General features: G+C 36.4%; 1 protein-coding gene. It reads right to left on the reverse strand.

All coding sequences use genetic code 11. From position 1 onward, the window contains the following. Nucleotides 1–250: EAL domain-containing protein (locus AAEY79_RS15890; protein WP_352289625.1), on the reverse strand; the 250-nt coding region annotated here is incomplete at both ends.

A 250-nucleotide genomic window follows, 5' to 3' on the forward strand; every position in this document is an offset into this window, starting at 1 on the left:
ATCTTCTGGAAGATCGCTAACAAATGCACGGTCAATTTTCATTGTGGTAATCGGTAAATGACGTAAATATGATAATGAAGAATATCCTGTGCCAAAATCATCGACCGCAATACCAAAACCCGCTGATTTGAGTTGTTCTAATTTAGTAATTGCTTGTTCAACATCATTCATCAGTGACGTTTCTGTAATTTCTATTTCAAGTAATTCCGGACGTATTTGATAACGGATCGCCAGTTGCTTAATATCAGGT

Origin of the sequence: Psychrobacter sp. GW64-MNA-CIBAN-0177 (assembly GCF_040309585.1) — a bacterium.
Lineage (GTDB): Bacteria > Pseudomonadota > Gammaproteobacteria > Pseudomonadales > Moraxellaceae > Psychrobacter > Psychrobacter okhotskensis.